The sequence below is a fragment of the Solitalea canadensis DSM 3403 genome (genome assembly GCF_000242635.2).
Lineage (GTDB): Bacteria > Bacteroidota > Bacteroidia > Sphingobacteriales > Sphingobacteriaceae > Solitalea > Solitalea canadensis.
In genome coordinates this window covers 339187-361845 of the sequence record NC_017770.1, presented here as the reverse complement: position 1 = coordinate 361845, position 22659 = coordinate 339187, and the positions used below count along the sequence as shown (strand labels likewise).

Sequence of the window (22659 nt, the reverse complement as noted above, 5' to 3'; positions counted from 1 at the left end):
ACATGACTGAAAGAGAACAACTAATTGAACTTAGCAACAAACTCTTTATCTACACTGATTATAAAGAGTGGCAAAAATTGAAAGAAGAGGTCTTCGTTGAAGGAGACATCTTTATTGATATGACTTCAACAGGCGCAGGTACTGCTGCAAAAATGACTGTTGATATGGTCTGTAGCTTATGGAATGTAGGCTTTGAGGGCATTGATGCTGTTCATCATCAATCAGGAAACTTTTTGGTAACCCTAAATAATAATGAGGCGGCGATTTACTGTTATGCTATTGCCTCTCATTACAAAGCTGCAGCTACCGAAGGCAAAACCAGAGAGTTTGTTGGAAGCTATAATATAGGTTGTGAAAAAACAGCAGCCGGATGGCGCATCAATAGCTTTAAGTATAATTTGAAGTATATAAATGGGAACATTGATTTCAAATAAGCAAGCTTTAATCACAATAAATAAATAAATACGTATTTTAAGTTAAGCCAAAAGAACCCCACTTAAAATCTGCGTATTCTATGAAATTATCGCTCTCTTCTTTTATAATTACATTTTTCCTATTTTCTTTCATTCTATCTAAACCTGATGCTTGTTTCAGCCAGAAAAAGAGACTATCATTTCGGGATTCGCTTGACCACGCTTTCGATGTAAGTGACTGGCTTATAGACGCACACGGATTTATTCCTGTTCCATACATCATTACCGAACCATCACTCGGTAATTTTGGTTTGGCTATTGCCCCGGTTTTTCTTTCACCTAAAACTCCTTATATCGATTCTATTGGAGGCAAGAAAAGAATTACTCCGGTTCCGCCAGATATTACAGGAGGTGCTATTTTTTATACGCTTAATAATACCTGGGGGGCTATTCTGGCAAGATCGGGAACATGGAAAAAGAAGCGAATAAAATATAGACTGGTTGGAGGGTATGCTAATGTGAACATGGATTATTACCGAAACATTCCCAACATAGGAGAACAAACCTTTGAATTTAACTTTAAAACCATTCCTTTTTACGGTTATGCACTAAAGCAATTCAGAAACCCCCATTGGAATGCAGGATTACAGTACTTATTCCTTTATACGAAAGTAAAGTATGCAGGACCATTGCCTGATTTTGTAAATCCGGACGACATTACAAGTACTGTTTCTTCCATTGGTCCTGTATTTGAATTTGATAACCGTGATAATATTTTCACTCCAAACAAGGGATTTAAAGCCCACATAGACACTTATTGGTCGGATGAAATCATTGGGAGTGATTATAGTTATGGGCGCATTAATTATTTCATTTATGCGTATAAGACTATGGGTTCCAATCTCATTGGCGGTCTTCGTCTTGATGGTCAACAAGCATTCGGCAATACGCCATTTTATTTACTTCCCTACATTGATATGCGTGGTATTCCGGCGAATCGTTACCAAGGTAAAGGAGACATTTTAACCGAAGCTGAGTTACGCTGGGATTTTCAAAAAAGGTGGAGTTTAATGGCATTCGGCGGCACAGGAAAAGCCTTTAATAGCTGGAGTGATTTTGGAGACGCCACTTGGGCGTATAGCTTTGGAACAGGATTCAGGTATTTGATGGCCAGAAAATTTGGATTAAGAATGGGTATTGATATAGCTAGAGGACCTGAAAAATGGGCTTATTACATTGTCTTTGGAAGTTCATGGTTGAAATAATTCATTACTTTTAGCCCATGAAAAAAGTAATTCTATTCCTATTCCTTTTTGTTGCACTTACTTCTTATGCTCAGGACAGGTTATTGCTAAAATCGCCTAAAATTCCTGGCACCGATACTGTATTAATATTTAAGCCTAAGCATTATGATTACGTTTCAAGGGTACCGGTTATATTCCTGCTCCATGGTTGGTCGGGAAATTATAATCAGTGGAATAACATCATGGATGCACAAAAATATGCCGACGAGTATAACATGATGATTGTTTGTCCGGATGGTTTTTACGACTGCTGGTATCTTAACTCTCCTTTAAAACCCAACAACCAGTTTGTTGATTTTTTTTATGAAACCCTTCTCCCTAAAGTAAAATCTTCTTACCGAATTGATAATGACAATGTATTCATCTCCGGATTAAGTATGGGTGGTTTCGGAGCATTAAATATTTTCCTTGAACATCCTGAGGTATTTAAAAGTGCGGGAAGTACAAGTGGAGGCGTTTACCTGCCTGCTTCGGGTGATAAGTTTGGCATCAGCAAATTATTGGGCGGATTTCAAACCGCATTGCCTACCTGGCAGGAGGCTTCTATAACCACCAAAATTGAAAAACTGAAAGGCACCGATAAGCCTATTTACTTTGATTGTGGAACGGAAGATTTCTTTTATCAGGCCAACAATCAGCTTCGTGCAAAATGTGATTCTTTAAAAATAAAAGCCACTTATGTTACCCAGCCTGGAAATCACAACCGCGAGTATTGGAAGAAATCAATTAAACAGCAGTTTGAGTTTTTTAAAGGAAAGATGTAGGGGCAGTTTTTAGTCTTTAGTCCTTAGTCTTTAGTTCTGAGTACATGGAATACTTTCTAATAGATGATGAGTTTTTCTAAAGAGATGCTGTAGAAAAATAGTCCATAGACCATAGACCATGGATTACTTTCTGTATCGTCCTAAAAAAAGTTTACAGGTTTTAGGATAATCCTGTTATGGATTTACAGGTTGTAATAGTTAATAAGTTATAAGAAAGTATATTGAAAGAATGATCAACAAGAGTTGATTTTCAAGAGATGCTGTAGAAAAAACAGTTCCATGAGCCTTGAACTAACAATTGTAGAAAGAAAAGTCCATGGACTATGGTCTATGGTCCATGGACTAAAAAATATTACGACTCCATACCACCACAAACAGCAATTGACTGTCCGGTGATATAAGCACTCATTTCTGAACCTAAGAAAACAGCTAAATTGGCAACGTCTTCAGTTTCGCCCATACGTTTTAATGGGATCGACTCTGACCATTTTGCTACTTGCTCAGCAGGCAATACTTCGGTCATTTCAGTTTTAATAAAACCTGGACAAACTACGTTTGCACGAATATTACGCGAACCTAATTCCTTAGCAATTGATTTGGTAAAACCAATAATACCAGCTTTAGAGGCAGCATAGTTTGCTTGTCCGGCGTTACCCTGTAAACCAACAATAGAGCTCATGTTTACAAACACACCATAACGCTGTTTCATCATTGGTTTTGATGCAGCTTTAGTAACGTTAAAGATTGACTTTAAGTTAACACGTAAAACCTCATCCCATTGCTCTTCAGTCATACGCATCAATAAGCCATCTTTAGTAATACCGGCGTTATTAACTACGATATCGATTTTACCAAATTCAGCTACAATATCATTGATTAGTTGCTCAGCAGCAGCATAATCAGAAGCATCCGAGCGGTAACCTTTAACCTTAGTACCGAACTGTTGTAATTCTTGCTCTAAAGCCTGTCCTTTTTCAACAGATGATAAATAAGTGAAAGCCACTTGCGCACCATTCTTTGCATATAATTCAGCGATCTTACGACCGATTCCTTTAGATGCACCAGTGATCAGGGCTACTTTTCCTTCAAGAAGTTTCATGTTAGATTTGAGATATGAGATTTGAGATATGAGATCAGATCGAAAGTAGAAAATGAGAAATCAAATAAATCAAAACCCTTATAATAAAAAAGATATGCGATGTGTCTCATATCTCACATCGCATATCTGATAGCTAATCTTAGATTTTTCCGGCCTTCTTCAACTCTTCTGCCATAGCTTCGCCAATTTCAGCAGGAGATTCTACTACGCGGATACCGCACTCACGCATAATTTTCATTTTTGCAGCAGCAGTATCGTCAGCGCCACCAACAATAGCACCGGCGTGGCCCATACGACGTCCCGGAGGAGCTGTTTGTCCTGCGATGAAACCAACAACAGGTTTAGTACCGTATTCTTTGATCCAACGTGCAGCTTCAGCTTCCATACCACCACCAATCTCACCAATCATGATGATACCGTCAGTTTCAGGGTCGTTCATTAATAATTCAACAGCTTCTTTGGTAGTAGTACCAATGATTGGGTCTCCACCAATACCGATCGCTGTTGACTGACCTAAATTTTGTTTAGTAATTTGATCAACCGCTTCGTAAGTTAAAGTTCCTGATTTAGAAACAATACCAACACGACCAGGAGTGAAGATAAAGCCTGGCATAATACCAACTTTAGCCTCGCCTGCAGTCATAACACCAGGACAGTTAGGACCGATTAAACGGCAGTCTTTATCTGTTAAGTATTCTTTTACCTGGATCATATCTTTGGTAGGAATACCTTCAGTGATACAAATAATTACTTTGATGCCAGCAGCAGCAGCTTCCATGATAGCGTCAGCAGCAAATGCAGGCGGAACGAAAATGATCGACACATCAGCTCCGGTTTCTTTTACCGCATCAGCCACAGTATTAAATACTGGTAATTCAAGATGATGCTGGCCACCTTTGCCCGGAGTTACACCACCCACTACGTTTGTTCCGTATTCAATCATTTGAGAAGCGTGGAAAGTACCTTCGCTTCCTGTGAATCCCTGAACGATAACTTTTGAGTTTTTATTAACTAGTACGCTCATTTTATGCTTATTTATGAATGTCGATTATTTAAGTCGATTATTTAAAAGGCCATAAAAACCCATAAATCCAATCTCGGTTGAAAGCGAATTAATTATGGGTTTAAAGTTGTGGTGCAAAGCTAAGTTTATTTTAATAAATTGAAAAAGAAGTTTCAGAATTAGCAGCATAGGTTTTTGCATCCTAACAACCCTCTTTTTAACCAATTAAACTACAACTCTTTGCTATAGGGTTAATTTCTTTTTTTCCTATCCCGTATAGGGGTAAAATAAACCTTCATTGTCTTAAGTATATCAACGGATTAAAACCCTGATGTACAACTATGATATCCTTTATAAAACATATATCAACTGCAGTCTCATTGTTTTTATTCATCCCCTCTATTTGGGCTCAGGAACAATTGTTAAAGTATAAGGTGCTCTTTAAAGGCGACAATATTGGCAATATGAGCTGCTTTCAGAAGCAAGATGGTGACAACACCTACCTAAAACTGGTTTCTTGTGCGCAACTGCAAATGCTCATGAAAATAAAGATAAATCTGGAAGAGGAATCGATGTTTAAAAATGGGAAACTGCTCTATTCATCATCATTGAAAACTGTAAACGGAAAAGAAAAAACTAACAAACAAACTAAAGCCACTGATTATGGTTATATGACGTTTTCAAAAGAGAAAAATGGAACGATTAAATGTGACCCAATCGACTACAATATCACACTACTGTACTACAAAGAACCTAAAGATAACCAATTGATTTATTCCGATAGTTTCCAACAGCTTTTGCGAATTAAACAAACAGACACACACCTTTACAAGCTTGAACTCCCGGATGGGAACTTCAATTACTATTATTATAAAAATGGTATTTGTTATAAAGTAGAAATTCATCATACCCTTTACACTATTCATCTGCAGCTGATAAGCTGATCTTCATATAATCTGTACGTATCATGAAAACAACTAATTATGTTTTAATAACTGGCGGAAGTTCCGGACTTGGTAAAGAACTGGCTTTGCAATGTGCAGCTAAAGGATTCAACATTATCCTTATTGCTCTACCCGGTAGCAATGCATATTCCTTGGCCAAACATATCAGGATTGAGTTTGACATTGAGGTTCATGTATTTGAATTTGATCTTACCAACAAAACAATTCTGGCTGAAAAACTGGATTTTATATTAGAAAACTTTGAGATAAGTTTTCTGATTAACAACGCCGGAATAGGTGGCACAGTATCGATAAGTGAGTCATCGTTTGAAGCACTGGATAATATTATACAACTGAACATTCGAAGCATGACCTTTATCACCCGTCGCTTACTTCCTCACCTGATCAAGCACAATAAAAGTTACATCATGAACATCTCAAGCATGGCAGCTTTTACACCTATTGCCTATAAAACTGTTTACCCGGCCTCAAAAGCCTTTGTATCATCTTTTTCTTTAGGTCTGCGTGAAGAACTACAGGGCTCAGGGTTGTCGGTCAGTGTAGTTTACCCAGGTCCCATTATGACCAATTCAAACGTTTCGGGAAGGATAATGAAACAAGGCTTTATGGCGAGATTGGGCTTATTACCTACACAAGAAATCGCCAGAATAGCACTCAATAAAACACTAAATGGTCATGCAGTTATTATTCCGGGCTTATGGAATTCTATAAGTTATAATCTAATGAAAATGCTGCCTTTAGAAACCAAGCTAAAAATTGTATCAAGAGAAGTGAGAAAAGAAGTTGAACTATCATTTTAAGGATATGGAAAAAGTATTAATAACCGGAGGCAATGGTTTTTTGGGTTCCAACGTAGCCAGGGAGCTTTTTAACAGAGGATACAAAATAAAATTGATGATGCGTCCAATGGCCGCCACTGATATTTTAAATGATATTAACTGTGACATGTTTTATGGTGATATTGGAAATCTTCACGATGTGTTAATGGCTGTTAGTGATTGCTCCTATGTTATTCATACAGCATCTATAACCCAACAATGGGGAGTAACTTTTGAAGAGTATGAAAGAATTAATATAACCGGAACAAAAAACGTTGTTGAAGCATGTTTACTGCACAATGTTAAACGGTTGATCCATGTGAGTACAGCTAACACATTAGGACCAGGTTCTATAGACAAACCGGGTAATGAGCTGAATTCATTTTCTTTGTTGCATCTCAACTCCGGTTATATCAACACTAAATACATAGCACAGCAATATGTCTCTGAACAAGTTGAACGACGCAAACTCTCTGCAATAATCATCAATCCTACTTTCATGATCGGTCCTCACGACAGTAAACCAAGTTCAGGAAAAATAATTTTTCATGGATTAAACAAACGCCTTATTTTCTATCCTTCCGGAGGAAAGAATTTTGTCCATATCCAGGATGTATGTGCCAGTATTGCAAACGCATTAATCGTTGGGTCAATAGGTGATTGTTATTTAATAGCTGGAGAAAACTTAAGTTACCGTTCCTTTTTCAAGTTATTAAATGAGGTTGCCGACCAAAAGACCTTCATGATCAAAATACCTTCCTTCTTTTTGAAAACAGCAGGTCTAATAGGTTCAATACTACACACACTTACAGGAAAATCTTACAAGTTAACTTATTCAGCTGCGTATATGCTCTGCCTTTCCAACTATTATTCCGGACAGAAGTCGGAAAGAGAGTTAGGTATTCACTACTCTTCAACAAAAAGTGCCGTAAAAAGTGCAATCGATTGGTTCAAAACAAATAAATACTGTTAAACCATGCTGATACTGCTATTAATACTCTCTCGAAAAATTAAACGCAAACAAGTTGAGCAGTTCTTTAAAAAGAAATGGATTGGCTTATTTAGCTTTGATAAGCTATTGAAATACGTTGTGCGATTTAAAATACCTCAAAAAAAGCCTAATAGTGCAATAAACACAGTTTGATGAATTATTTTCTCCCGCCGCTTTCAGCGGGACTCACTTTTTTCATGCAGTGTTTTATTTTAAAGGTATTCAAGAATGCTGCGCATGTTTTTCTTCAGCAAAAAAAAGTAAGCAAAAAATGCCGTCGCTGCGTACAGTTCTCCGAAGGTTAGTGCAAGTATTTAAATCATCTCTTCCGAACTGTACGAGGCGATTTTGGCTTATATGATAACTTATCCTTTAAATTCACATATGTGAATCAAATCGCACAACGGGTCTATTAAATTAACTCCTCAAATGAAAACAGGTAGTCTATTATCTTTCAATAAGAATTTTATCTTTGACCTCCATTAAAGAAAAATCTATCTGCCGAAAAAATGTTTTTATTTGAGAATTATTACTATCTAATTATCTGGTTACAAGCTATTTGTGCATTTCATTGTATTCGCAAAGGAAATCAACAAAAGTGGATATGGCTAATTGTATTTCTTCCTCTTGTAGGTTGTCTGGTTTATATTTTCACAGAAATGATTAACCGGAATCAACTGCAAGGAGTACAGTCTGGAATTTCATCGACCATTAATCCTTCAGGAAAAATCAGAAAACTGGAAGACAGGCTCAAATTCTCCAATACATTTAATAATAAAATTACATTAGCTGATGCTTACCTGGAATTAGGCAGGACCGATGAGGCCATAACGATATATGAACAAAGTTTAACCGGAGCTTTTACCGAAAATGAGCATGTACTTTCGAAATTGATTAATGCTTATTATGAGAAAGAGCGCTTTTCCGACATTGTAACAATAGCAAGAAAAATCTATAATCAACTAAAATTTGCCCGTTCAAGAGAGCACATGATTTATGCACTTGCATTGGAACAAACTGGAGATATTGCCAAAGCAGACAAAGAATTCAAAATGATGAACGGCAGCTTTTCCTATTACGAACATCGTTATCAGTATGGATTATTTCTTGAAAGAAACGAAAAGATCGAAGAAGCACGACTTCTTTTTGAAGAAATCACTGAAGAAGAAACCCATTTAAGTGCTCAAGAAAGAAGAATGAACCGTAAGTGGTTTAACCTGGTAAAAGAGCAACTTAAAGTAACCGCATAAAATAAAACAGCCCATCATGTTTTCGAAACAAGATGGGCTGTTTTATTTTATTGCTTAGTGAATGTGATTTCCATCGTTTTCATTTCCTTACCACCTTGGGTCATGTACATTTCCATCATTTGGGTTTTGTCATCAATAAATTTCATTACCTGACGGCATTCCATATCATTTCCCGACATCGGATCTACACATTTACCTTTAAAGGTGATTGATTTGGTTGCGTCGTCCCAAGGGCCTTCCATGTACATCATGCCCGTACCAAAATTATCGACCCATGAACTTACAAACATTTTCTTTGCGTTATCATAACCTATCGTTCCAATTCCTTCAAATGGCTGTCCCATAAAGTTTCCTGTAAAAGTTTGATGTAGGTAACGTCCACCCAAAATCATCTTATCAACGCATTCTGCAGTGCTTTTAGTTGGAGGTGCATCAGGAGCCATCCATGAAGTCACTTCGGCTTTCCATTTACCTACATCTTTAGCCATCATTTTGTGAATATCTCCGGGAGTCATGTAAGCTTTCCAGGCCTGCATTTGTGCATCATTATTTGCCTGAGCCTGTACCTTACAACAGATTGTTAGTAAGAAAATAACTGTGAATAATAGAGCATACTTTTTCATATTATTTAAGGTTGGTTAGCTTAAATATACAAAAAAAGTAACAGTAAATAGTCTATTTATATTGATTATCAATTAATTACATAGCATCACATAAATCATTGTTAGTTTATTCATTATCATTATCATTTTCATCTTAAAGAATAGGTTGGTTGCTGTTAAACGTTTTTATATTGCGCTAGTCAAAAAAGTCAATTCTTTACACATGATTCAAAAGTCTACTTTCGTTTGTTTAATTTCCGTCCTCCTGATTTCCTGCTCAAACTCTGATAACCATACAGAACCAACGCCTAACACTAATAATAGCTCATTTTACTTCCCGCCGCTAAATAGTGATGATTGGGAAACTGAAACAGCTGCGTCATTAGGCTGGGATGAAGCAAAGCTTAACGAAGCGATAACCTTTGCACAAAGTAAAAACACGTATGGCCTTATCATTCTGCATAAGGGCCGTATTGTTTCTGAAAACTACTGGAACAACTGGAATAAAAACACGAAATATTATATTGCTTCTGCTGGAAAAAGTGTTACTGCTTATCTTGTAGGAATTGCACAGCAAGAAGGTTTGCTAAAGATTAATGACAAAACCGCTCATTACTTAGGAAATGGCTGGTCGAGTCTGCCAATAGCAAAAGAAGAACTGATTACACTAAAACATCAGCTCATCATGACAACCGGTTTAGACGACAATGTAGTTGATGTAGATTGCACCGACCCTTCTTGCCTGATTTATAAAGCTGATGCCGGAACTCGATGGGCTTATCACAATGCTCCCTATCATTTGTTGCATGATGTTATAGCCAAAGCATCCAACTCCACAATCAGCAACTTCACTAAAACCAGATTAGCCGATCAAATAGGAATGAAGAATTATACATGGATCAACCATATTCTTTGGCTTAATACCCGGGATATGGCACGCTTTGGAATTCTCATGCTTAACAAAGGAAAATGGGGCGAGAAAACACTAATGACTGATCAACAGTTTTTTGCCGACATGATCCATACTTCCAATAACTACAATCCATCTTATGGCTATTTATGGTGGTTAAATGGTAAATCATCATTTATGGTGCCTACTTTACAAACCAGTTTTTCAGGTCCCTTAACACCTAGTGCCCCAGCTGATATGTATGCAGCCTTAGGCAAAGGAGATAAAAAAATCTATGTAATCCCAAGTCTCGATTTGGTAGTGGTAAGACAGGGTGATGATACGGGCACTGCTGTACTCGGACCATCATCTTTTGATGAACAACTTTGGGCTAAGCTTAAACTTGCTATAAAGTATTAATCAGTTACCGGCTCGTAAATTGTTAATCAATTTCGCTATAACTAAAAAGGAGCTTCAACTGGATCGAAGCTCCTTTTTAGTTTCTATACTTTGATACCTGCGGAATTAAATTGAAGGTCATACAATCGCTTATAATAACCGTTCAGACGAAGCAGTTCCTGGTGATTACCCATTTCTTTGATCTCCCCTTTATCCAACACAATAATTTTGTCGGCATTCTGAATCGTAGAGAGACGGTGAGCAATTACGATTGTGGTGCGTCCTTGCATTAATTTCAATATGGCATTTTGGATCAGTTCTTCTGTTTCTGTATCAACAGATGACGTGGCTTCATCCAACACTAAAATCTTAGGGTTATAAACTAATGCCCTGATAAATGATATTAGCTGCGCTTGTCCAACCGACAAAGTTGCGCCACGCTCCATTACATTATATTCAAATCCTCCGGGCAGACGTTTAATAAACTCTTCGGCACCCACCTCGCGTGCGGCCTCTTCTATTTCCTCTTTCGTGATCTTACTATTATTAAGGCTGATGTTATTATAGATTGTATCCGAAAACAAAAACACATCTTGCAAAACAGTTGCGATGCACGAACGAAGATAATGCAAATCGTAAGCACGAATATCTACACCATCCAGCTTCACTGACCCTTTCCCTATTTCATAAAAACGATTTAAAATATTTATGGTTGAAGATTTTCCTGCTCCGGTTGCTCCTACTAATGCCAGTGTTTCACCCGGTTTTATCTTAAATGAAATATCTTTTAATACCCACTGTTCATCATTATAGGCAAACCAAACATTATTAAATTCAACGTCGCCTTTAATAACAGCTGGCTGAAGAGTTCCGTTGTTTGGAGTAATTTCATCCGTATCAATTACCTTAAACACACGTTCGGCACTCACCATACCCATTTGCAAGGTGTTAAATTTATCTGCCAGCTCTCTGATCGGGCGGTAAAGCATGTTGATATACATAATAAATGATACCACAACGCCCGGTGATATTTTATCACCAATAATTTCTCTGGAACCCCACCAAACCAATAAACCAATAGACATTGCTGAGATCAACTCCACTACCGGAAAAAAGATGGAATAATACCAGTTTGAACGAATATGTGCACGCCTGTGAGCCCTGTTGATCTGCTTAAATTTATTGAATTCCTGATCTTCACGGCTAAACAATTGGGTTACCGACATTCCGGTTATATGCTCTTGCAAAAACGTATTTAACCTGGTTACCTGCTGACGTACTTCCTGAAATGCAGATTTGATCGCTTCCTTGAAAATATAAGTGGCCATTATTAACAATGGCATAGGAGCTAATACAACTAATGTCAGTTTCACATCAGTGTATAACATAAATGCTATAATGGTTACAATCTGCAAAATATCGCCTACTATGGAGATAATACCTTCAGAAAAAACATCGGCAATAGTTTCAAGGTCTGAAACAGTACGGGTAATCAATGTACCAATAGGTGTATTGTCAAAATATTTGAGTCTTAAATTAGTAATATGATCGAAGATGTCTTTTCGTATGTCTTTAATTACCGATTGCCCCAACCAATTTGTACAAAAGGTATGATTATACTGAATGACAGTCTGCAGTAGTAGCAAACCAATCATAATCCCTGTCATTTTTAATAGACCATTCATATCATTAAATAAGATATAATGGTCTACTGTATATTCAACCAGGTAAGGACGCAACGGAGCTACAATTGCCAACGCAATGGTGAGTATTACAGCCCAATAAAAAATCCCCCTATAAGGTTTGGCATAATTAAATACTCTGCGTGTTAGTTTTAAATCAAGTGCATTACCTGTTACGGCCATCTATCTATTTATTTTATGAATTGAAGCAGTTGTTGACAGAAGTTAAAAATATTCAGACTCCACTACATTATCAAAACTGTAGTCTAATAATTACAATTGTTCCTTTTGTATTGTTTTAAGTTATTTCAGTCATTGGCTCCTAGCGATTAGCTTTTAGACTTTAAAGTTTCTTCGGGATAGGTTATCTCGGTCAAAAACAATCCCGCTGCAGGCACTGATTCACCTGCTTTTGAGCGATTTTTACTTTCGATCACTTTTCTAATTCCATCGATGGAAAGGGTACCTTTTCCTACTTCCAAGAGCGTTCCTACAATTGCCCGTACCATATTGCGTAGAAAACGATCGGCTGTAATGTGAAAAACTAATCCATTTGCCTGTTCAACCCATTCTGCCCGAGTTATCTTGCAGTTATTGGTAAACGTTTGGGTATTACTTTTACTGAAACAGCTAAAGTCGGTATAAGTCATGATGACTTTTGCCGCTTCGTTCATTGCAGCAACATCAGGTTTATTGGTAACATGATGGGAGAACTCTCTTTTAAACGGGTCTTTTTCAAAAACGACATGATACTCATAAGAACGGCTTGTTGCATCAAAACGGGCATGGGCATCCTGTTTTACAGCGATAAATCTTTTTACGGCTACTTCATATCCAATTAATGCATTCACTGCCTTTACCAATCGGAATTCACCCATTGCCAATTCCGGTTTTTCCTTAGCTAAATGGTCAACTACTATTGCTATTGAAGTATCGAAATGAGCAAAAAAATTAGTGGCGTGTACGCCGGTATCAGTTCTACCACAACCTAATGTTTCAATTGGTTCACGTAAAACGGTCGATAATGCTTTATTCAATACTTCCTGCACACTAATTGCATTGGGTTGAACTTGCCAACCATGAAAATTAGTGCCTTTGTATGCAAGCTCTATGAAATATCTGTGTTTTTGTTGTCCCTCATCCATATCACAGGTTTTAATTCTTCTATTTAATTACCACTTTGTCAGTCTTTCCAAGCTTGTCATTAATGTATTCTTGCACTAACTCCTTAATTCCATCAGCAGTATTCTTTATTTTGTCTGTATTGATCTTGGTAACTATTGAAGTATTATCTCCGAAATATTTAATCAAGAGTTTCCGAGTCTCAAGCCTTTCCCCAAGAAAACCAACAGGCATACGATTTATACCAATCTTTTCATTTCCAAGATAAATATCTTTTTGCGTGCTGCGTCCTGTAGTCATACCATTAGCCGTCATAGGAATACCATAAGCAATTACCTCATAATAATTTATCTTACCATAAGATATCCAATTATAACTCCCATCGCTATGTTCAACAGAATTTTCAATATTACTATCCAACTCTGAAAATGGTAAAAAAACAGCGTAATCCTCATTTTGAACTTTTGCTGCAGTATGATACAAGCCATTTGAAGAGTCATAATAGCCTATTATTTCTGTCGCATCAAACCATTTATTGCTCTTTTCTACTGTAAGATGTATTTTAATTACTCGCGGAAGTCTTCTTTTTAACTCACCAAAATGCTTTACTGAATCTTTATCAATTATATAATCCTGAGCCATTAGCTGCCCACAAAATAACATTAAGACAGTGCTCAAAATAAAACTCATAAGTTTCATAAACGGATGTACATTTTTGCTCCAAAGATAGTATTATACTTTTTAAGGAAAACTATCTGCCATTGACTATAAACAATTGACTAACTATATTTGGCGCATGATTCAACGCATTCAATCAATCTACTTAGCTGTCGCCTTCTTAGCTGCTTCAGCTTTATTTTTTGTTCCAGTTGTAAGCTTTGTCGATCTAGACAATATTGGTCAGGGAAGCATTAAAGAACTGGTAGAAATAAGAGCTTTAGGAAAATATGTAATGTCAATGGCGGGCCCTAACAAGGTAGAGGCCTATACACCTGGCTTAATATTAACTGTTTTAGTAGCTGGATTAGCTTTAGCAGCGATCTTTACGTTTAAAAACAGGAAACTACAGATCAATCTTTGTTGGTTAAATGCATTTTTGGCTATTGGCCTTTCTGTGTTCATGATGCTTAAAGCTCAACCCGAAAGTGTTGGACAGGTTTCTGACTGGAGTGCTAAAATTGGTGCATATTTATTTTCCGTTATCATTATCTGCCTGATACTTGCCATAAAATCGATCCGAAAAGATGATAATCTTATCAAATCAGCGGATAGATTGAGGTAGTAACTGACCAGATAACCGAATAATCTTTCATCAATTTTCATTCGTTTTATACTTTTTTAAAAAGAAATTTAATGCGCCACGACATTTAGTGTTATGGCGCATTTTTTCTGCGTAAAAACATGTTAAAACACTGTTTTCAATAGCGTTGCGAGTGGTAAAACATCAATCAAAAATGGTTAAAACCTGACTTTCAGCCAACTATAAGCAAACCAAATTTCATTTTGTCATTTTTAAAGTTTACCTTTGCGGCTGATTTTACACACCCGATTGTTATCGGAAATGGTAGAGGTATTTTGATCTGGCGATCATTCCCTTTTTAAATCCCGAGCTACCCTCCTGTTAACCATCCGGTTAAAACTTAAAAAAACTCGAATGAATTTATTTGAACAATTGGGCATTGGCCCAAAAACTGTCCAAGCTATTTCTGAGCTGGGATTTGAAGCTCCTACTCCTATCCAGGAACAGGCAATCCCTGAACTTTTGAAAGGCAACCGCGACTTTGTTGGTTTGGCGCAAACTGGTACCGGTAAAACTGCAGCATTTGGTTTACCAATGCTAGAGCTTATCGACCTTGGTCTACGTCAGCCTCAGGCATTAGTGCTGTGCCCTACTCGCGAGTTATGCTTACAAATTACTAACGACTTAGTAAACTTCAGTAAATACTTAGGTCAGGTTAGTGTTGTTGCCGTTTATGGCGGTGCCAGCATTATTAACCAAATGCGTGACCTAAAGCGTGGTGCTCACATTATTGTGGCTACACCAGGCCGTATGCTGGATATTATCAACCGTAACGTTATCAATTTTGATAATGTACGTATCTCTGTATTAGACGAGGCTGATGAAATGTTGAATATGGGCTTCCAGGAAGACATCAACGCTATTCTTTCTCACACTCCTGATACTAAAAACACTTGGTTATTTTCAGCAACCATGCCTAACGAAGTTCGTCGTATCTCTCAAAACTACATGACTGATCCGTTTGAACTTACTGTTGGTAACCGTAACGAAGGTAACTCAAACATTGAACACGAATATTATATTGCAAAAGCTCGTGATAAATACGCAGCGTTCAAACGCTTAGTAGACTTTAACCCTGAGATCTTTGGTATCGTTTTCTGTCGTACCAAAATTGAAACTCAGGAAATTGCTGAAGCATTGATCCGTGATGGATATAATGCAGATGCTTTACACGGCGACTTATCTCAGCAACAACGTGACAAAGTAATGAAACGCTACAGAGATCGTTCATTACAGTTATTGATTGCTACTGACGTTGCTGCACGTGGTATTGACGTTAACGACGTAACACACGTTATTAACTACTCATTACCTGATGATGTGGAAAGCTACACTCACAGAAGTGGTCGTACTGCGCGTGCCGGTAAAACCGGAGTTTCTATGGCTATTATCAATAGCAAAGAAATGGGTAAGATTCGTCAGATTGAACGCATTATCAAAAAGAAATTTACTAAATGTGATATCCCTAGCGGATTTGATGTTTGTGAAAAACAATTATTTGCATTGATCCACAAAGTTCACAATGTACAAGTGAATGAGCAGATCGATCAATACTTAGAACGCATCAACGCTGAATTTGCTGATGTAAGCAAAGAAGATATCATCAAACGTTTTGCTTCATTAGAATTCAATCGTTTCCTTGACTACTACAAAAATGCACCTGATTTAAATGCAAGAGCAGACGAGCGTGAAAGTCGTGAGCGTGGTGATCGTAATACTATGCGTAGCGGTGGTAAATTCACTCGTTTATTTGTAAACTTAGGTTCATTAGACGACTTCACTCGTGGCGATATGTTACGCTATGTTTGTGATAATGCACACGTAAGCGGAAGCAAAATTGGCCGTATCGACGTTAAAGGTGTTTATTCATTCTTCGAGGTTGAATCGGAAATCGTTGATAAAGTATTTGAAGGCTTTAAACAAAAAGACTTCAACGGTCGTCAGGTTCGTATCGAAATCTCACAAGATGGAGATCGTAAACGTGAAGAGCGCCGTTCAGGTTTTGGTGGTGGTCGCTCATTTAGCGGCAACCGCGAAGGTGGTGAGCGTCGTGGAGGTTTCAATGGAAATCGTGAACGTGGTGGAGACCGTGATCGCAATGATCGTGGCGACAGAGGCGGACGCGGTGGCTACGGAGGTAACCGTGAGCGCAAACCTTCTAACAGTGGTAGCGACGACAAAAGAGGTCGTTGGTAGTTTTTTGTTAAATACCATCCAAATTATACCAAACTCCGGGCACAATCCCGGAGTTTTTTTGTTTTAATCTATCCCCTCAAACTATTACACACCATTGATTAGTTCATTGTAATTAAGTATATTAGAAATACATCAATCTAATCTCCGGATGATTAATCGAAAGTTCTTCTTTGAGGAAACTAAAACCCGCTTGTTTAACGGAACGATAAATTCCCAACAGCAAAAAACACTGACCAATTTTATTAACGTTTGGGAAGCTGACCCCGTTACCTATAAAGATGCTCGATGGTTAGCTTATATGCTTGCCACCACCTATCACGAAACAGACAAAAAATTTAAAGCGATTGAGGAGTATGGCAAGGGAAAAGGTCGAAAATACGGAGCTACAGACCCTCAAACCGGTAAATCCTATTACGGCAGGGGTTATGTTCAACTCACGTGGGATTACAACTATAAAAAAATGGGAGATTTACTCGATATAGATCTTTACCATAAACCCGAATTGGCACTTCAGGACGAATATGCCACCCCTATTTTATTTGTTGGAATGAACCGGGGAATGTTTACCGGAAAAAAACTAAGTGATTATTTTAATGGCACAAAAGAAGATTGGGTAAACGCACGCAGAATCATTAACGGAACAGACAAAGCCAACCTTATTGCTGACTATGGAAGGAAGTTTTATGCGGCTTTAGGTATTATCCCTTAGTCTGTCAGATCAATTTATGCCAGTTTATAGCCGGTAAAATATAGTACCACTATACCTAAGGCATAAACAATATAAAACACCAATTTCTTTGTTTTATGACGAAACAGAAACATTCCTAACAAACCACCAATTCCCCCTCCGGCCAAACCAGCTGCCAACAATGTTGACTCTGGTATCCTCCATTTATGATGTTTAGCCTTATATTTATCAATTCCCATTAATAACATTAACAGTAGATTGATAAATACGAAATAAGCAATAAGTACCAGACCAATACCTGAAAAAGAAAACTCTTTAAGCATTATTAGCTTAATTTTTCCGTTAAGAGCCTAATCTCCATGCTTGGCGATATATTTTCATAAAGTATGGCGTAAACAGCACGACTAATAGGCATGTATACTTTATACGTTCTGTTGATCTCATGCAAGCATTTCGCAGCATAGTATCCTTCGGCAATCATATTCATCTCCAGCTGAGCAGATTTAACAGAATAGCCTTTACCAATCATATTTCCAAAGGTTCTGTTACGGCTAAACTGGGAGTAAGCTGTAACCAGCAAATCCCCTAAGTAGGCCGAATCTTTAATATCACGATCGATCGGGTGAACGGCATCAACAAAACGTTTAATCTCTTGTAACCCGTTTGAGATCAACACAGCCTGAAAGTTATCTCCATAGCCTAAGCCATGACAGATACCACTTGCAACAGCAAAAATATTTTTAAGAACTGCAGCGTATTCGGTTCCATAAATATCATCCGAAACGGTGGTTTTAATATATCTATTATTCAATGCACCTGCAATAAACTCAGCAACAGCAGTGTTTTGCGATGCAATGGTCAGATAAGAAAGTTTTTCAAGCGCCACTTCTTCGGCATGGCAAGGTCCGGTTATTACCGCAATGTTGTTAAATGACACATTATAACGAGTATTTAAGAACTCACCTATAATCAGGTTATCAGATGGCTCAAACCCTTTAATTGCAGAAACGACGATCTTATTTTTAAAATCTTCTTCTGAAAGTTCAGCTATTGCACTCTTTAGGAATGCAGCAGGAACAGCCAGAATCAGTACATCACATTTAGTGATGGTACCTTTTAAATCAGTGGTGAGGTTCTCAGGAAGAACATTGATTTCAACAGAGCTTAAGTAACGTGGATTATGACGGTATTTTTTCAGATGCTCAATATCTTCAGCATTTCGCATCCACCAATGAATTATGTGTTTTTGACTATTATCTGTCAACATTTTCACAATCGCGGTAGCCCAACTTCCTCCGCCGATAACAACAATATTTTTCTTTTCCTCTGATGACATGGTGTATTGATTTAACAAGCACAGTAATTACAGGAATCTATAATTAGCTCAGGATAGATAGCTATGGAACATCCAGGCTTTAACCGGAAAACAAATGAACCGGACAAGCTTATGCTAAAATTAAAATGGCCCAATTTTACATTAAATTAGGCCATTTTAAAACAATTGTTAAAAACTATTTTTTCTTTTCGGCAGAAAAAAGTTTCTCTTGATCTACTTTTTTCACCTTATCACCGTCTTTAAGATTCTTAGAAATTGCTAAGTAAGGAGCTACAATTACCTGATCTCCATCTTTTAAACCTGATTTAATTTCGATGAATGAATCATCTTGTATACCGGTTGTAACAGCTACTGCTTGAGCAACTCCGTTACGCATTACGAATACGATTGATTTTACAGGCTCTGATTTATCTGTTTTCTTTTTATCGTCTTTATTCTCTTTCTTACCGTCTTTTTCAGCTTTATCTTTTTCAGGTTCGCGAGTGGTTACTGCCTGAATAGGAACAGCAATCACTTTATTCACTTTATTAGTATGCACGTCAACTGTAGCCGACAAACCCGGACGGAAAGGAGATTCCTGACCTTCTTTTATTGCAGCTTCATACGAAGAAGGAATAAGGTGAACTTTTACCTGGAAGTTTGTAACCTGATCGGTTGTTGCGGTTGCACTTGCTGAAGTTGCTGAATTTGCAATTGAAGTTACATAGCCTTTGAATTTTTTACCAAGGAATGCATCTACTTCAACGTCTGCTGTATCATTAAGTGAAATACGGTTAATATCGTTTTCGTTTACGTCAACAACAGCTTCCATGCTTTTTAAGTCGGCTATACGCATGATCTCTGTACCTTGCATTTGCGCTGTACCTAAAACACGCTCACCTTTTTTAACGCTTAACAACGATACAATACCATCAATTGGCGAGTAAATCGTTGTTTTAGCAAGGTTAACGCCCGACTGTTGCAATGAAGCCTGGTTAGAAGCTACACTGTATTTAGACGCTTGTACACTTTGCTTTGCAGCAGATACACTTTCTCTGGCTTGCTCGTATTGAGCCAAAGCAGCATCGTACTCCGATTGAGAGATTACTTTTTCTTTAAATAGTTGTTGATTTCTTTTGAATGATGCTTCAGCATTTTTAAAAGTTGCTTCTGACGATGCTAACTGAGCCTGACTGTTTGCTAAGTTTGCTTTTACTTCATTCACCATTGCTTCTGAACGACTATAATCTGAAGCATAGAAATCAGGACGGATTTTACATAAAAGCTGTCCTTTTTTTACTCTGTCGCCTTCCTTAACATAGATCTCAACTAACTCACCTGAAACCTCAGGGCTTAATTTTACCTCTACTTCAGGTTGAATTTTACCGCTGGCCGAAACCATTTCAATGATGCTACGACGAGCTGTGGCCTCAACAGAAACTTCCGTTTCTTTTTGTCCTCCTATCCAGCCTTGCTTCTTGCCAACAAATGCAACTATTACTAATAAAGCTACACCACCTAATAAGTACCATAGCGTTTTATTCTTCTTCTTCATTTAAGTTTCTATTTATGCTGTTCAATAGTAATTTTATAATGTTAGCGGCTTCCCTAAATAGTAATCAATCACCTTACTTTTAAAGATCATATCATATTTTGCTTGTAAAGCCTCAGACTCCGCTTTACTATAATTGGTTTTAGCAATATTCAAATCTAAGCTATTGATCAGTCCCACGTCAAATCTTTTTTGACTGTATTCATAAGCTTTTTTAAGTGACTCATAAGAGCTTTGAGCAGAAACATTTTTCTTTTCAGCTGCCCTTAAGTCTGCTACTGCCTGAGCTATGGTTTTATTTAAAGTATTTTTAGTTAGCTCTTCTGTTGCAATGGCATTCTGATAGCTTATTTTTGCTTTGCTTGTACTGTTTCTAACCTGCAACCCATTGAATATAGGAATTTGCAAGGTAAAGGATAACATGCTACCCCTGTTATTTTTAAACTGGTCTTTAAACGGAGTAGTTCCAAACTCACGATCTACCGTTTGAGCAAATACAGCTTCGCCTGATTGTGTCACAAATGAAGTTGGAGCTAATCCACCTGGGGTAGAACTTAACAGTTGCTCATAGTTATTACCATAAAGCGTGTTTATGTTATACGCCATCGATAAAGTAGGATAATATTTACCTCTGGTTACTTGCAACGATTTTTCATAAGATAGTTTTTGATAATTCGCATACTTAATAGTAGGATTAATTTTTAAAGCTTCATTATAAACATCCGTTGCGTTATAATCTGTTTTGATATTACCTAATAAGCTAATATCTGTCGGAGGCTCAATATCAAAAGTACGTTGAGGATCAATATTCAAAAGCTGCCTTAATTCTAACATAGAAATTTCAAGCTGATTTTGTGCTGTTGTTAAGTTTGTTTCATCAGTGGAAACCTGAGCCTTGAACTGCAAAAAATCTGCTTCAGTTATCGATCCTACATCTGCTTTCTTTTGAGCAATACTTAATTGTTCATTACTCACCTGTAGCTGATTTGTAAGATTAATAACTTGTTCTTTGTTGAACAGTGAACTAAGAAAAGAAGATACTACATTCAAAGAAACATCTTGTCTTACCTTCTCTACATTACTTTGTTCTGCCATTAAACTGTATTTTATTTGTTTAATGGTATTTACTTTTTGCAGACCAGAAAATAATACCCAGCTGGCTCCAACTCCAAAATTTGAAGTATTGATATTTTGATCCACAATCAAACCTGTTTGCGGGTCAGTTGTTCTACCTTTATTAAAATTCTGAGAAATCTGACCATTAATTTCAGGTAGCAAAGAATATTTTGTTTGAGAATAATCTTTCTCGGTTATGGCCTGACTAAACCGAGCTTGCTTTATTGTTAAATTATGTTCCATAGCGTAATTCACACACTGTTCAAGTGTAAATTTTTCTTGGGCTCTGGCTTCATTAAACAACAAAATGCCTGATGTTATAAAAAGGAAAATTGACTTTTTCAAGGTATTAAAATTATTTGAGGCTGAATTTATTACAATTTTTATTTATTAATACTCAAATCCGATTAACTGGCCGTAATTTTTTTATTACAGCCTAATAATCACGAAACAATAACGTCGCAACTTACAATTAAATTATATGCGAATAAGTTAATGAGATAACTGGTTTAGATTACTTTTCCGTCCAGCAAATTAATTATTCTCGACCCATATGACGCGTTTTTTTCGGAGTGGGTTACTTGTACTATGGTAACTCCATCTTCTTTATTTAAACGTGTAAACAGATCCATAATTTCTTCGCCTTGCTTTGAATTTAAGTTACCGGTTGGTTCATCTGCTAAAATCAATTTAGGTTTGGTTATCACTGCTCTTGCAATACCTACTAATTGTTGCTGCCCTCCTGATAGCTGATCCGGGAAAAGGTCTTTTTTACCCACTATCTGAAAGCGATCGAGGATATCTGCTACCATCGCTTTTCGTTCCCCTGAGCTCACCTTATGATACAACAACGGCGTTTCAATATTTTCATAAACCGTAAGTTCGTCGATCAGGTGATATGCTTGAAACACAAAACCTATGTGTTTTTTATATAATTCTGAACGTTGTTTTTCGCGTATGTTATGTACTGGCTCTTCATCAAAAAAGTATTCCCCTTCTGAAGGATCATCTATCATTCCCAAAATGTGCAGCAAGGTTGATTTACCTGAACCGGAAGGCCCCATGATCGAAACAAATTCTCCTTCTTTAATCTCTAAATCAAGATGACGTAATATGTGCGCTTTTGACGATCCGTTAGCATACCACTTTGAAATATCTTTTAACTTTAACATATGTTTTTGGCTTTTGGCT

General features: G+C 37.2%; 22 protein-coding genes. 11 read left to right on the top strand and 11 right to left on the bottom strand.

Annotated features, from left to right (window positions below; translation table 11 throughout):
* Window positions 1-2 precede the first annotated feature (2 nt).
* From SOLCA_RS01410 to SOLCA_RS01400, 3 genes are all read left to right on the top strand, one after another.
* Window positions 3-434, top strand: a complete 432-nt coding sequence (locus SOLCA_RS01410) for a nuclear transport factor 2 family protein (RefSeq protein ID WP_014678663.1) — start codon at window positions 3-5, stop codon at window positions 432-434.
* 80 nt (window positions 435-514) lie between these two features.
* Window positions 515-1678: a BamA/TamA family outer membrane protein gene (locus tag SOLCA_RS01405; RefSeq protein ID WP_014678662.1), complete on the top strand. Its 1164-nt coding sequence runs from the start codon at window positions 515-517 to the stop codon at window positions 1676-1678.
* A 17-nt stretch (window positions 1679-1695) separates the two neighbouring features.
* Window positions 1696-2481, top strand: coding sequence for an alpha/beta hydrolase (locus tag SOLCA_RS01400; RefSeq protein ID WP_014678661.1), 786 nt, complete (start codon window positions 1696-1698; stop codon window positions 2479-2481).
* Between the two features lie 352 nt (window positions 2482-2833).
* On the opposite strand, the gene fabG is transcribed toward SOLCA_RS01400, so the two are convergent.
* Both fabG and sucD read right to left on the bottom strand, forming a co-directional pair.
* Window positions 2834-3580 (bottom strand): 3-oxoacyl-[acyl-carrier-protein] reductase, encoded by a 747-nt coding sequence (gene fabG / locus SOLCA_RS01395; RefSeq protein WP_014678660.1) that lies wholly within the window; start codon window positions 3578-3580, stop codon window positions 2834-2836.
* 139 nt (window positions 3581-3719) lie between these two features.
* Complete coding sequence (gene sucD / locus SOLCA_RS01390) at window positions 3720-4604, bottom strand: succinate--CoA ligase subunit alpha (protein ID WP_014678659.1); 885 nt, start codon at window positions 4602-4604, stop codon at window positions 3720-3722.
* 320 nt (window positions 4605-4924) lie between these two features.
* On the opposite strand from sucD, the gene SOLCA_RS01385 reads away from it, so the two are divergent.
* From SOLCA_RS01385 to SOLCA_RS01370, 4 genes are all read left to right on the top strand, one after another.
* A complete protein-coding gene (locus SOLCA_RS01385; protein WP_014678658.1) occupies window positions 4925-5527 on the top strand; it encodes a DUF6134 family protein in 603 nt (200 codons plus the stop codon).
* Between the two features lie 23 nt (window positions 5528-5550).
* Window positions 5551-6348: an SDR family NAD(P)-dependent oxidoreductase gene (locus SOLCA_RS01380; RefSeq protein ID WP_014678657.1), complete on the top strand. Its 798-nt coding sequence runs from the start codon at window positions 5551-5553 to the stop codon at window positions 6346-6348.
* 4 nt (window positions 6349-6352) lie between these two features.
* Window positions 6353-7339, top strand: coding sequence for an NAD-dependent epimerase/dehydratase family protein (locus tag SOLCA_RS01375; RefSeq protein WP_014678656.1), 987 nt, complete (start codon window positions 6353-6355; stop codon window positions 7337-7339).
* A 527-nt stretch (window positions 7340-7866) separates the two neighbouring features.
* Window positions 7867-8607, top strand: coding sequence for a PLDc N-terminal domain-containing protein (locus SOLCA_RS01370; protein WP_014678654.1), 741 nt, complete (start codon window positions 7867-7869; stop codon window positions 8605-8607).
* Window positions 8608-8654: 47 nt separating this feature from the next.
* On the opposite strand, the gene SOLCA_RS01365 is transcribed toward SOLCA_RS01370, so the two are convergent.
* On the bottom strand, window positions 8655-9230 hold the full coding sequence (locus tag SOLCA_RS01365) for a DUF1579 domain-containing protein (protein WP_014678653.1): 576 nt from the start codon (window positions 9228-9230) through the stop codon (window positions 8655-8657).
* Between the two features lie 202 nt (window positions 9231-9432).
* Here SOLCA_RS01365 and SOLCA_RS01360 point away from each other — a divergent pair, with 202 nt between their 5' ends.
* Entirely contained in the window at window positions 9433-10518 is a 1086-nt protein-coding gene (locus SOLCA_RS01360) for a serine hydrolase domain-containing protein (protein ID WP_042479141.1), read from the top strand.
* An 83-nt stretch (window positions 10519-10601) separates the two neighbouring features.
* On the opposite strand, the gene SOLCA_RS01355 is transcribed toward SOLCA_RS01360, so the two are convergent.
* From SOLCA_RS01355 to SOLCA_RS01345, 3 genes are all read right to left on the bottom strand, one after another.
* Complete coding sequence (locus tag SOLCA_RS01355; RefSeq protein ID WP_014678651.1) at window positions 10602-12362, bottom strand: ABC transporter ATP-binding protein; 1761 nt, start codon at window positions 12360-12362, stop codon at window positions 10602-10604.
* 146 nt (window positions 12363-12508) lie between these two features.
* Entirely contained in the window at window positions 12509-13324 is an 816-nt protein-coding gene (gene truA, locus SOLCA_RS01350; RefSeq protein ID WP_014678650.1) for a tRNA pseudouridine(38-40) synthase TruA, read from the bottom strand.
* Window positions 13325-13343: 19 nt separating this feature from the next.
* Window positions 13344-14000, bottom strand: coding sequence for a hypothetical protein (locus SOLCA_RS01345; RefSeq protein ID WP_014678649.1), 657 nt, complete (start codon window positions 13998-14000; stop codon window positions 13344-13346).
* Window positions 14001-14076: 76 nt separating this feature from the next.
* On the opposite strand from SOLCA_RS01345, the gene SOLCA_RS01340 reads away from it, so the two are divergent.
* The 3 genes from SOLCA_RS01340 to SOLCA_RS01330 all read left to right on the top strand — a co-directional run bounded on the left by SOLCA_RS01340 (window position 14077) and on the right by SOLCA_RS01330 (window position 17506).
* Window positions 14077-14583, top strand: a complete 507-nt coding sequence (locus tag SOLCA_RS01340; RefSeq protein ID WP_014678648.1) for a DUF4293 domain-containing protein — start codon at window positions 14077-14079, stop codon at window positions 14581-14583.
* 372 nt (window positions 14584-14955) lie between these two features.
* Window positions 14956-16797 carry a DEAD/DEAH box helicase gene (locus SOLCA_RS01335; RefSeq protein ID WP_014678647.1) on the top strand — a complete coding sequence of 614 codons (1842 nt, stop codon included), beginning with the start codon at window positions 14956-14958 and terminating at the stop codon, window positions 16795-16797.
* A gap of 148 nt (window positions 16798-16945) precedes the next feature.
* Window positions 16946-17506 carry a glycoside hydrolase family 19 protein gene (locus SOLCA_RS01330; RefSeq protein ID WP_014678646.1) on the top strand — a complete coding sequence of 187 codons (561 nt, stop codon included), beginning with the start codon at window positions 16946-16948 and terminating at the stop codon, window positions 17504-17506.
* A gap of 14 nt (window positions 17507-17520) precedes the next feature.
* On the opposite strand, the gene SOLCA_RS01325 is transcribed toward SOLCA_RS01330, so the two are convergent.
* The 5 genes from SOLCA_RS01325 to SOLCA_RS01305 form a co-directional block, all read right to left on the bottom strand.
* Window positions 17521-17808, bottom strand: coding sequence for a DUF1294 domain-containing protein (locus tag SOLCA_RS01325; protein ID WP_014678645.1), 288 nt, complete (start codon window positions 17806-17808; stop codon window positions 17521-17523).
* Between the two features lie 2 nt (window positions 17809-17810).
* A complete protein-coding gene (locus SOLCA_RS01320) occupies window positions 17811-18821 on the bottom strand; it encodes an NAD(P)H-dependent glycerol-3-phosphate dehydrogenase (protein ID WP_014678644.1) in 1011 nt (336 codons plus the stop codon).
* Between the two features lie 175 nt (window positions 18822-18996).
* Complete coding sequence (locus tag SOLCA_RS01315) at window positions 18997-20355, bottom strand: efflux RND transporter periplasmic adaptor subunit (protein ID WP_014678643.1); 1359 nt, start codon at window positions 20353-20355, stop codon at window positions 18997-18999.
* Window positions 20356-20388: 33 nt separating this feature from the next.
* A complete protein-coding gene (locus tag SOLCA_RS01310; protein ID WP_014678642.1) occupies window positions 20389-21813 on the bottom strand; it encodes a TolC family protein in 1425 nt (474 codons plus the stop codon).
* A 164-nt stretch (window positions 21814-21977) separates the two neighbouring features.
* The gene (locus SOLCA_RS01305) at window positions 21978-22640 is read right to left on the bottom strand and encodes an ABC transporter ATP-binding protein (RefSeq protein WP_014678641.1); all 663 of its coding nucleotides are present in this window, start codon (window positions 22638-22640) and stop codon (window positions 21978-21980) included.
* Window positions 22641-22659 lie beyond the last annotated feature (19 nt).